Source organism: Acinetobacter sedimenti, assembly GCF_022601685.1.
GTDB lineage: Bacteria > Pseudomonadota > Gammaproteobacteria > Pseudomonadales > Moraxellaceae > Acinetobacter > Acinetobacter sedimenti.
The window spans coordinates 179430-191298 of record NZ_JAKUML010000002.1; the positions used below are offsets into that span (position 1 = coordinate 179430).

The 11869-nt window shown below is 43.4% G+C and carries 11 protein-coding genes; 3 read left to right on the forward strand and 8 right to left on the reverse strand.

The features are described from left to right. The first annotated feature begins 41 nt into the window (after nucleotides 1-41). Nucleotides 42-1004, forward strand: coding sequence for a methionyl-tRNA formyltransferase (fmt, locus tag MKI79_RS01905; RefSeq protein ID WP_241570375.1), 963 nt, complete (start codon nucleotides 42-44; stop codon nucleotides 1002-1004). Nucleotides 1005-1108: 104 nt separating this feature from the next. Next, nucleotides 1109-2437 (forward strand): 16S rRNA (cytosine(967)-C(5))-methyltransferase RsmB, encoded by a 1329-nt coding sequence (rsmB, locus tag MKI79_RS01910; RefSeq protein WP_241570407.1) that lies wholly within the window; start codon nucleotides 1109-1111, stop codon nucleotides 2435-2437. A 238-nt stretch (nucleotides 2438-2675) separates the two neighbouring features. Here rsmB and zupT read toward each other — a convergent pair whose 3' ends face one another. From zupT to MKI79_RS01930, 4 genes are all read right to left on the reverse strand, one after another. Beyond that, a complete protein-coding gene (gene zupT, locus MKI79_RS01915; RefSeq protein WP_241570376.1) occupies nucleotides 2676-3482 on the reverse strand; it encodes a zinc transporter ZupT in 807 nt (268 codons plus the stop codon). Between the two features lie 181 nt (nucleotides 3483-3663). Next, nucleotides 3664-3771: a methionine/alanine import family NSS transporter small subunit gene (locus MKI79_RS01920; RefSeq protein WP_241570377.1), complete on the reverse strand. Its 108-nt coding sequence runs from the start codon at nucleotides 3769-3771 to the stop codon at nucleotides 3664-3666. A gap of 18 nt (nucleotides 3772-3789) precedes the next feature. Next, on the reverse strand, nucleotides 3790-5277 hold the full coding sequence (locus tag MKI79_RS01925; RefSeq protein WP_241570378.1) for a sodium-dependent transporter: 1488 nt from the start codon (nucleotides 5275-5277) through the stop codon (nucleotides 3790-3792). 189 nt (nucleotides 5278-5466) lie between these two features. Continuing rightward, complete coding sequence (locus tag MKI79_RS01930; RefSeq protein WP_241570379.1) at nucleotides 5467-6069, reverse strand: hypothetical protein; 603 nt, start codon at nucleotides 6067-6069, stop codon at nucleotides 5467-5469. A gap of 227 nt (nucleotides 6070-6296) precedes the next feature. On the opposite strand from MKI79_RS01930, the gene MKI79_RS01935 reads away from it, so the two are divergent. Beyond that, entirely contained in the window at nucleotides 6297-7361 is a 1065-nt protein-coding gene (locus tag MKI79_RS01935) for an alpha/beta hydrolase (protein ID WP_241570380.1), read from the forward strand. A gap of 159 nt (nucleotides 7362-7520) precedes the next feature. On the opposite strand, the gene MKI79_RS01940 is transcribed toward MKI79_RS01935, so the two are convergent. From MKI79_RS01940 to dapB, 4 genes are all read right to left on the reverse strand, one after another. Next, a complete protein-coding gene (locus tag MKI79_RS01940; RefSeq protein WP_241570408.1) occupies nucleotides 7521-8228 on the reverse strand; it encodes a TIGR04219 family outer membrane beta-barrel protein in 708 nt (235 codons plus the stop codon). Nucleotides 8229-8403: 175 nt separating this feature from the next. After that, nucleotides 8404-9843: an aldehyde dehydrogenase family protein gene (locus MKI79_RS01945; RefSeq protein ID WP_241570381.1), complete on the reverse strand. Its 1440-nt coding sequence runs from the start codon at nucleotides 9841-9843 to the stop codon at nucleotides 8404-8406. 159 nt (nucleotides 9844-10002) lie between these two features. Next, complete coding sequence (locus MKI79_RS01950) at nucleotides 10003-10665, reverse strand: START domain-containing protein (RefSeq protein ID WP_241570382.1); 663 nt, start codon at nucleotides 10663-10665, stop codon at nucleotides 10003-10005. Nucleotides 10666-10885: 220 nt separating this feature from the next. Further along, complete coding sequence (dapB, locus tag MKI79_RS01955; protein WP_241570383.1) at nucleotides 10886-11695, reverse strand: 4-hydroxy-tetrahydrodipicolinate reductase; 810 nt, start codon at nucleotides 11693-11695, stop codon at nucleotides 10886-10888. Nucleotides 11696-11869 lie beyond the last annotated feature (174 nt).

Here is an 11869-nt window from a genome sequence, read left to right on the forward strand (position 1 = left end):
TATAATATCTCATCTATTGATCCGCCTATTTTTGGATACGCATGAAAATCATTTTTGCAGGCACACCTGATTTTGCTGCCGCAGCCCTAGCCGCTTTACTCAAGACTGATCATGAGATCGTTGCGGTCTATACACAGCCCGACCGCCCTGCGGGACGTGGGCAAAAGCTCACCGCATCTCCGGTGAAGACGTTGGCACTTGAGCAGAATTTGCTAGTACGTCAGCCTTTACATTTTAAAAGTAGCGAAGAAGCAGGCATTGAAGCACAGCAAGCACTTGCAGAGCTCAATGCTGAGGTGATGGTGGTGGCTGCGTATGGTTTGATTCTCCCTCAAGCGGTTTTAGATACGCCCAAATACGGGTGCTTGAATATTCATGCATCATTGCTTCCTCGTTGGCGTGGTGCTGCACCGATTCAGCGAGCGATTCTTGCAGGCGATGCGTCAACAGGTGTGACCATTATGCAGATGGCAAAAGGCTTAGATACAGGGGATATGCTGTATAAAGTCAGCACTGAGATTAGCGCAAAGGATACCTCGGCAAATTTGCATGATCGCTTGGCGACACTTGGTGCAGAAGCGATTTGTGAAGTGCTCACGGACATATCAACTTTAGAGAACTATCAATCCAAACGTGAAGTGCAAGATGAGGCGCTCACCAACTATGCGCACAAGATCGTGAAAAATGAAGCAAAAATCGACTGGGCGCAAGCCGCAGAAACTATTGATCGTCAAATTCGTGCCTTTAATCCGTGGCCAGTATGTTTCTGCCAGACCGATGCCAATAATCCGCCACTGCGTGTTTGGTCTGCCGAAGTCAGCAAACAAAGCCATAGTCAGCGTTATGGTGAAATTATAGCGATGGATAAACATGGTGTCGAAGTTGCCTGCGGTGCAGGAACGGTGCTTCGCTTGACCAGTTTGCAATGGGCAGGTGGCAAGGCGTTAAATAGCGTACAAATCCTGCAAACTCAAAAACTTAACATTGGACAAGTCCTCTCATGAATCAGCGTCCAAGACCAAATTTTTATAAAACATATGCAAAACCGCAAAGCCAAACCAAACAGCAGAATACACCGCAAGACGCTGTAAACCGTGGCAATGGTAAAATTAGCAGTGTAAAAGCAGGCAGTCGCTTAAATCTACGTGCACAACTGATTCGACTATTATCCCAAGTGCAACAAGGTCGTTCATTGTCCGAGATTCAAGACAAATATTTTGAATTGGTCGATGAGAAAGATCGTGGCTTGATGCATGAGCTGAGCTTTGGCGTGCTTCGTCATTGGTATGCACTAAAAAGCATTAGTCTACCGATGCTGAATAAACCACTGAGCGATCCACAGCTAGAAGTGGCGATTTACTTGGGATTGTATCAACTGTTTTATACCCGTATTGCCGATCATGCAGCGATTTCTGAAACCGTCGATGCAGTCAAACAACTTGGTTTTGAATCAGCGAGTGGCGTGATCAATGCCATCTTGCGCCGTGCCACTCGTGAGCATGAACAGCTCACCACCGAGCTAGAGCAAGCGCATGGCTTACCAAGTTGGTTGTATAAGCGATTAAATAAAGATTGGGCGGAGCAACTGCCGGAGCTTGCGCAGTCTTTACGTCAATCTGCGCCATTATTTCTCCGAGTGAATCACCGTCAGATTGGTCGTGATGCCTATCTGAAACAACTGCAACTTGCAGGGATTGATGCGAGTGCAAGCCATATTTCAGACGTAGGTATTCGCCTTGAGCAAAGCATCAGTATTCCTGCCCTACCAAGCTATGACAAAGGTTGGTTTTCGGTACAAGATGAACACGCACAGCTTTGCGTTTCGTTGTTACCGAATCTGAACGGTAAAGTCGTGGTCGATGCCTGCGCCGCACCTGGTGGCAAGACCGCACACCTTTTGGAGAAATATCGTCCACAGCAACTCATTGCACTGGATAATGTTGAAAGGCGACTACTACGTGTGCATGAAAATCTCAACCGTTTACAGCTTACATCATCAGCACGTGATGAACAGGTCAACGTCGTCTGTGCCGATGCAACAGCATGGCAAATTAATGAATCATCGGATGCTACCGAAGCTGATTGCATTATTATTGATGCACCGTGTACAGCGATTGGTGTATTGCGTCGTCATCCTGATATTCGCCTACTTCGTCAATCTACAGATATTGCACAAACTACTGCGCTACAGACTGAAATTTTAGAGAATATGTGGCAACAGCTTAAAGTAGGCGGGCAAATGCTCTATATCACTTGTTCGATCTTAAAAGCGGAAAATGAAGTGCAAATGCAAAATTTCTTTGCTCAACATACCGATGCCAAACATATCACAATCCAAGCCGATTGGGGGATTGCTCAGCAATATGGTCGTCAACTTTTACCGCAACAAGGTGGTGGCGACGGTTTCTACTATTGCTTGATTGAGAAAGTGGCTTAATCGAAAAGCTTGATTGAAAAGATTTAAAGTTCAAAAGGTTTAAAGAAAAATTGTTCAAAATCAAAAAGCATCGTTTGCAATGAACGATGCTTTTTTGCATCATATCTGCATTTCAGAAATAGTGAGTGCAATTTAATTTGGTTACAAGGCAACTGAGCGAAGATGTACAAAGCGTACTTCGAGCGCAGTTAACGCAGTAGCAAAATTAAAGTGCCTGACGATTTTACATAAACTTAATTTACATAAACTTAAATAGAACCATACTAATCGCCAACATCGACATGCCTGTGACTAAGCCATACACCGTTTCATGTCCTTTGGAATAACGCTTCGCCGCAGGAAGTAGCTCATCCAGCGCCAAGAACACCATCACCCCTGCAATCAACCCAAAGACTGTACCGAAAACGACTGGATTCATAAATGGTGCAAGAATGCTATAACCAATCAACGCACCCAGTGGCTCAGCAAGCCCAGATATAAAACTGGCAAGCAACGCCATTGATTTACTTTTCGTTGCAGCATAGACAGGTACAGCGATGGCAATACCTTCTGGAATATTGTGAATCGCAATCGCAGCAGCAAGTGGCACGCCAAGTGTGGCATTTTCCAAAGTCGCAAAGAACGTCGCTAAACCTTCAGGAAAGTTATGCGCTGTGATGGCAAATAAAGTCAGCAAACCTGTACGGTATAGCCCTGTATCATTTTCAGCACTCAAATGCGCACTGTCTAAAGCATCATGCGGATTGGGAATAAAACGATCTAATAAAATGACCAGTAGAATCCCTGCAAGAAAAGCAAAAGTGCCAAATGCAAAGCCAATTTGTGAATCATAAGATTGTGAAAATGAGTCAACCGATTTGGTGAGAATCTCAGTGAGCGATACATAAACCATCGCTCCGCCTGCAAATGCAAGCCCAAAAGAAAGCAGCCGAGGACTCGGCTGCTTAAAGAATAACACCAACGCACCGCCGACTACGGTTGCCAAACTCGCCAAGACTGTGACAAGAAAGGCAATGAGTACATTGGTACTAAAAAAATCTGACATTGTGATGGCTAACCGACCCTAAGATCGGCATATTCTAACGCACTTTAGCAACAAATGATAAGAGTTATCATTTAAAACCTTGATTAGAAATTTTCATCACCATTATCGCATAATCCTCAGAAGTAGAAGGAAGTAGCGATTTTACAAATCAGTAAATCAGTTTAAAAATCAATGCTTCAAATCAATCTTCAGGATCAGGGTGCTTCGCCAAATGTATCATTGCCAAAGCCAGCCCACCCCACAACACAACGATTGAAATAATCATCATAATCAATGCAATACTAGACATATATGCTCTCCTTTTCCCTTATTGACGATCTTTCAATCGACTAAGCGCAAGCGCACCGAGTATGAACATCAGCACGATACCCCAACCAAAGATGAGTTGCATAAATACTGGATAATCACCATAACCCGTCGTGATCAACGCAATCAGTGACAATACAAATGCAACTAAAAGCGTCAATGGTGTAACAACGGTCATCATAAAACGCCAGCCTTGACCCAATTGAATACTTGAAATTGCATTTACATGTTGCTCAAGCTCAGGCAATTTCGAACGCTTAAACCATGTAATCATCACGATCGAAAGCAATGCGCCAAAGACGATACCAATATTATTGGCAAAGTGATCAATAATATCGACAAACTTGATTGCACTATGTGTTGAGAACAACAAAATTGAAACTACTGCCGAACCGCCTGCAATGATTGTCACAGACTTTTTGCGTGACCAGCCTAGCTTATCTTGAAACGCACTGATCGGCACTTGCAAGATACTTACCATTGAGGTGATCCCTGCAACAACGAGTGATGTAAAGAACAAGAAGCCGAATAAATCTGCACCAGCGCCAAGGCTTGAAATCAACTTTGGAAAGGCAATAAATGCCAAGCCGATACCGCCACTGACCACTTCTTTAAACTCTACACCCGCACTCTGCGCCATAAAGCCAAGTGCAGCGAAGACACCGATCCCCGCAAGTAACTCAAACGATGAATTGGCAAGCCCGACCACAACGCCTGAACCTGTCACATTTGATTTTGGTTTTAAGTACGACGCATAGGTCAACATGATCCCGAAACCAACAGAAAGCGAGAAGAAGATGTGCCCATATGCTGCAAGCCATACTTTATAGTTTGCCATCGCTGCCCAGTTTGGTGTGAATAACGCATCTAAGCCAATCGTTGCACCTGGCAAACGTAATGCTTGAATCACCAAAATCGTAAATAAAACAATCAATAATGGAATGAAAATTTTATTGGCAACTTCTACACCTTTTTTGATGCCACCATACAGAATGAACATCGTTACAGCCCATACCACGAGCAAACCAAAAAAGAGGTGCGGTACAAATCCAAATGCTAAGCCTTCTCCAGTTTGCAGATAAGTATTGAAGAAGAACGCTTCGGTATCTTCGCCCCACTTCTGCCCCCACGAGAGGAAAATATAGCTACCTGCCCAGGACAATACGCTGGCATAGTACACACCAATCGCCAGTGTTACCATGACCTGCCACCAACCGACAGATTCCATCGGTTTTGCAACACGTTTATACGCTGTTGGCGGAGCGCCACGATACTTATGCCCAATGGCATAGTCTAAAAATAAAAGCGGTAAACCCGCTGTGAAGAGTGCAATTAAATATGGAATAAGAAAGGCACCACCGCCATTCTCATAAGTTACATATGGAAAGCGCCAAATGTTACCCAATCCAACCGCCGATCCGATGGCAGCCAAAATAAAACCAGATCGGGCAGACCAATTTTCACGCTGATTTTCACGTTGTTTGGTCACAGAAATCCCCTTATATCTCCGATGCTTCATTTGTAGCATACTGTAAAAAATGCCGCAGATTATCATAATTGCGACATTTTTTTTAATATCAGGGACATGATGGTCGATTAAGTTTTATGCAACAATCATTTTTTTAATTTAATTTCAATAAACTAGCACCAAATATTTTTTCAAATGATTCACCGTAGCTTATCGGTGGATTCGTTCAAATCGTGCTCTATCCGCCCGTTCTTTCGCTTCGATCAACCGTTTGCGTTGCTCTTCCGCTTTGTCACGTGCTTGATCACGTTGTCTTTCAAGACGTTCTTTTCGCTCATGTTCATGCTTCGCTTTTTCTCGTGCTTTACGCTCTCGCTCTGCACGTTCACGTTGCTCTTGATAACGCTTTTTCTCTGCTTGCGCTTTGCGCTGTGCTTCAAGACGATCTCGGCGTTCACGCTCTAAGCGAGCTTTATCTTGTCTTGCACGTTCTTCACGAGCCTGTTGTTCCCGACGCTTCCACTCCCATTCAGCACGTTGACGTTGTTGTTCATAATGCTTTTTACGGTCACGCTCTCGTTCAAGACGCTCTTGACGCTCTCGATATTCAATCTGACGCTGACGAGCACGATCTATTTCGTACTGACGTTGGCGCTCATATTCTCTACGGTTATCATAACGTCCATCAGGGTAGCGATCTGGATATCCATATACTCCGCCTGACCGTGGATAGCGTTCATAATCAGTTGGTGCAACCACACAACCTACAGCTGAGATTGCAGTGACCAATGATACCAAAACGATCTTATACATGGCCATTCCTCCTATTTTTTATTCATCAATTCATAAAACTTAAACTTGACAATGCAAGTTTTCAAGTTATTGTATTGACTATATCTCAAGCTTAAAGCGCAATATGCGATGCTCTGTATAGAATCGACGTGCCTTGTGCAACGAGATTTACCGAACTGTGCAACTATGGATAAACAGTGTAGAGCACAGCTATTTTATGACAAGAAAAACAGCAATATGGAGTAATTATGAGTAAGCTATTTGATCTGCAAAAGCTCATGCTAAAAACGCAAGGACACAGTGCCAAAGCCATTGACCGTGCACCTAAACCCGTTCAACGCAGACTTGCCCGTATGCTTGGTTATCATTATCCATTTGCAGCACTTCATCCGTTTTATCAATGTATTTTAGCCGTACAGCACAAACAAGGGCATTCGGGTTTTGTCAAAGCAGATTATCGAAAAAGTCGAAAACTTTTTCTCGATCAAATGACTGCGTTTCAAAGCAACCCAACCAAAATCGCCCAGGTCAAAGATTTACATTTACCACTTGATTCGGGCATGACACCAGCTCGACATTATCACCCTAATCCAAAACAAACTTTGCCGATGATCGTGTTCTATCATGGCGGTGGTTTTGTGGTTGGCGGATTAAATACGCATGATGAGGCTTGTCGACTGCTAGCAAAACACGCCAATGTACAAGTGCTGAGCATCGATTATCCGCTTGCTCCAGAGCATTCACCACAGCAATTAATCAAATGCTGTGTCGAAGCGTTACAATGGGCTTTTGAACATCAAAAAGAATTTAACATTGCACCGAATCGTATCGCGATTGCAGGTGACAGCGCAGGTGGAAACATCAGTGCGGTGGTCGCACAAGTCACAAAAGATCAACCATTTGCACCGCAATCACAGCTTCTCATCTATCCTGCGGTTGACTTTAAAAGCCGTTATTCTTCATTCTACAAATATAAAGATGGCTTGGTGCTGACAGGTGAAGATATCGATCATGTCACTGCATTTTATCCTGATCGACACGAAGTTGAACTTGATGATCCGATTATCTCACCGCTATTTGGTAAACTCGAAGGCCTAGCACCTGCATACGTGATGACAGCTGAGTTTGATGTGTTACATGACGAAGGCGAGCTGTATTCACAAAAACTCAAACATGCAGGGGTAAAAACCCATTTTGTGAATATCGCAGATCAGCCACACGGCTTTATCAATATGACGACGATTCATCAGTCTGCCAAACAGCATTGGATCAATACCGCAAAATCATTCCGTCAATTTTGGAATACATTATAATTTTGCAACGATTCTTAAAGCGATCTTGAATGTTTCACGTGGAACGTAATATCAAAACACCAAGCCGAAAAATAAAAAATGGATGCATTCGCATCCATTTTTTAAATTGATCTTCGTTAGCCAGTGACGTGCAAAACCATGGTTTTAAATTATAAAAAATCAAAAATGTGCTTCTAAGCCAATATACGGGCCATCAAAATCGAACTTGGTATCAAAGCCATCTTGATCATCGAGCTCAATATTCAAGATACGATAGCCTGCTTTTGCGCCAAGATCGATTAATAGATTTTCAACAAAGTTATATTTAATTTCCGCTGATGCATCAGTGATTTGCGTATCATCATAGTTGGTTGCAAGCAGTTCAGCCTTTGCACTCAATCCTGTAAATGGTAGTTTCCCACCTGCTGATGCATAGAGCATCGGCGCAGTTTCACTAATCTCAACCTTATCTGCACCTACGGTACTGTTATAAGTCACATCACCTTCAAGTTGCTTCGCAGCCACACCCACATCAACGCTGACGATATTGTCTAAAATTTCATAATACAAAATGAAATCTGTTGAATCCAAATCAATATTATAGAGTGCATCGCCTGCGAGGTTCTGTTCTTCAGTATCAACATCTATCCCTGTATAACGAATTTTTCCGTTTGGAATCAATGGCACTGGATGCTCAAAAGCCAATGAAACTTGTGCTTGCCCTTTGTCATCTAGCGACAAGCTATCTGCGCTTCTTAAACTTGCATCTTGAGGTGCTTCGTTATACTCACCTTGCAGATTCCAATAATCCACACTGCCATATACACCAAGCATATCTGCTTGTGCAGTCGTACTGAGTAGCGCCAAGCCACTAAGAGCTCCTGACATCAACAGTGCTGTGTTGATTTGCTTCCAACTTTTCATAGGTTGTTCCTAATTACACGATTCCGATAGTTTAACTGAATTTAAAATCAAAACTGAAACTGAAATTTTCCTTTCACTTCTGATTAACTTGCTCTGATTCATTTGTCTTGAATAACTTGTGCTGATGCTTTTGACCTAATTAATTGGGTTGTTTGATCACCAATAAACGTGGCTCCTGCATATCCGCAATGGCGGATTGAATGCCTTCTCGTCCAAGCCCAGAATCTTTGACACCACCATAGGGCATATTGTCGACACGGAACGTCGGCACATCGTTAATGATCACACCGCCAACATGAAGCTCGTCCCATGCCTGCATCATTTTATTGAGATTCTGTGTATAAACACCCGCCTGTAGACCAAATCGGCTTGAATTGATTTTTTCAATGCCCGCAGTGAAGTCTAAATATGGCTCCAAAATCATCACCGGTCCAAACGCTTCGTCCTTATAAATTTGACAGTCAGGACTCACACCCTCAAGTAACGACGGTTCAAACAACACGCCATCCAAAGAACCACCAGATAGCAATGTCGCACCTTTGCCAGTTGCTTCATCCAACCATTGTTTTAGGCGTTTTGCCTCTTTGTGCTTAATCATTGGCCCAACGATGGTGTCATCTTGCTTTGGATCTTGTGCTTTGATATTGCGAAGCTTTTCAACCAGTTTATTTTTTAGTTCTGCATAAATATCTTGATGAATTAACACACGTTGCACACTGATACAAACCTGCCCTGCGTGTGCATAACCACCAGTGATCAGACGATCAATCAACGCATCATCAATAACCGTATCAGGTTCAATCATCACCGCTGCATTGCCACCCAGTTCAAGTGTGACTTTTTTACGTCCTGCACGTGCTTTCATGTCCCAACCGACTTGATCCGAACCTGTAAAACTAAGTAGTTTTAAGCGATCATCAGTGACAAGCTGATCTGCGGCATCACGAGTACTTGGCAAGATCGAAAATGCGCCTTCAGGTAAATCCGTTTGTGCCAAAATCTCACCAATGATCAATGCGCTAATCGGCGTTAGACTCGCAGGTTTAAGCACAAATGGACAACCTGCTACGATCGCAGGTGCAATTTTGTGTGCAGTCAAATTCAAAGGAAAATTAAACGGACTAATCAAGGCAATCGCACCGATCGGCACATGTTGCACCATACCTCGATATTGCCCTGCAGCAGGTGTCACCGCCAAAGGCATCACATCGCCTTGACTCAGTTGTGTCGTAGCATCTGCGGCTAATTGAAATGTATTAATTAAACGCTCAACTTCAGCTTGCGAAGCTTTTAGTGGCTTACCACCTTCAAGAATCAAAATTTCTGTGAGCTCGTTACGACGCTTTTTAAACTGCTCAACGCAGTGCAATAGAATGCTTTGCTTTTGATAAGGCTTTAGCTGAGTCATTGCGGATTCCGCTTTTACAGCGGCAACGATGGCTTGCTCTACGATACGCTCATCGGCAAGACTGACTTTGGCAAAGACATGTTGCTGATATTTATCATCGACGTCCAAAAGCTGTTGTGTTTCAACGGCTTTATTGGCGAGGTATAATGGATAATGTGCAATACTTTTCATGTCAGTTGCTCCGCTCGTCCTTAGTGGCATGGTGATTAATGTAGCTTAATTGATTAAAAAAATCCGTTTTGAACTGTAAGCTCAAAACGGAATCTACTCAATATCTTTAAGACATCTCATTTTCTCGGAGATGCCAATGTCATAGTCTATTTAAAATCATCATTTCAAGATCGACGGTAAGTCTTTTGCAGTGTAGTTCACCGTTTTGATTTGTTGTTTCATTTTTTGCAACATTTGATACGGTTGTTGCTCGACAAAGGTATTCACAAAGCTGGTCGGAATCGAACCTGCAGGATCTGCAAAGCCTGATGTCGTCACTTTGACCTGTTTTGCGCCAAGCTTAGTCATGATCCAATCTCCCTCATAATGGGTAATGCGGATCACATTGTTTTTAATGGGTACTCGCGGATCGTTGATCGCTTTATTCTTAATGATAATGCGACCATTACTGTCTTTGCGGTAATTGCCTTGAATGACTAAGTCACGATCGTTCAGCGGAAATGGAAAGTCCATTCGGCAATAAATAATAAACTCACCCGCCTTATCATCACGTTCAATCACTTGAATATCAGACATATATGGCACCCACTTTTTGCCACGCTCAACATCCAAGATCAAACCTGTCGCATTCTCTAGAGTCGTGTCTAAGACAGTTTCCGCACGATATTCGAGCATTGGATTATCTTTGGTTTGATATGTCCAAACTTTAATACCTTGCTTGTTTATACCGAGTCGTTCTTTGCTTTTGGCATGGGTTGCTGTGCTGAGCAACATACTACTGATAAACAGCAACATGAGAATTGCATTGAGGTGTTTTAACATATCCTTGGGATCCAATCTTGTCCAATACTGTCGTTATACGATCATTTTTGTTTTCAGGGTTGTCGCCCTATATCGCCCATGTTTCTCAACACTATTACTGAGGCGGTTTAAACATCCCATAGCAGTATAGATAAACCGCCCTGCTTTGTCCGCTACATTTCTGTTAAAGCTGTGCAGAAATGTATGACAAAAGGTGTCTTTGTAACCACCTATTGATGTCTTATTTCAAATCCAATACATCAAGCATGTCATAGCGTGTCGCAGACTTGCCAATCACCCATGCCGCTGCACGAACAGCACCGCCAGCGAAGTTCATCCGACTGGTTGCCATGTGTTTGATTTCCAAGCGCTCACCTTCCCCAATGAACATCACATTATGTTCACCAACAATATCACCACCACGAATGGTTTCAAAGCCAATCGTTTGGCGATCACGTGCACCTGTAATACCTTCACGGCCATACACTGCAACTTCTTTGAGATCACGTCCAAGTGCGCCTGCAACAGCTTCACCCATCATCAGCGCTGTGCCAGATGGCGCATCAACTTTGTGACGGTGATGGGCTTCAACCACTTCGATATCCACCGTATCACCAAAGGCTTTTGCCGCAAGCTCTAGGAGTTTGATCGATACATTGACACCAACTGAGTAGTTCGCTGCATACACCACAGGAATAGATTTCGCTGTTTCATCAAGCAAGGCTTTTTGCGCATCATTAAAACCAGTCGTCCCAATGACCATCGCCACATTCGCTTTCTGACATGCTTGCAAATGCTGCTCTGTCGCCGCAGGCACGGTAAAGTCAATCACTACATCGCATTGTGGTAAGGCTTCTTCGATACTGCCAACCACTTTGACACCGAGCGCACCCACACCTGCCAACTCACCCGCATCCGTCCCGACCAAGCTACTTTCAGGGCGCTCAACTGCTGCTGCGAGTTGATAGCCCGCTTGTTGAACCGCTTGAATTAAGGTACGTCCCATGCGACCACCTGCACCGAGAATGCCTATACGTGGTGAATTTGCCATAACTGCCTCGAATCAAAATCTATCGATAAAAAATTGTGCTTTACTATAACAAAACTTTGCCATGCTGAAAGGTGAAATCCTATACATCACTGCATTTTTATGTTGAATTTCAGCATTCTTCACAAACTCCGTGTGAAACTTGCATAAAAAATGCCTGCAAGATGCAAGCATTTT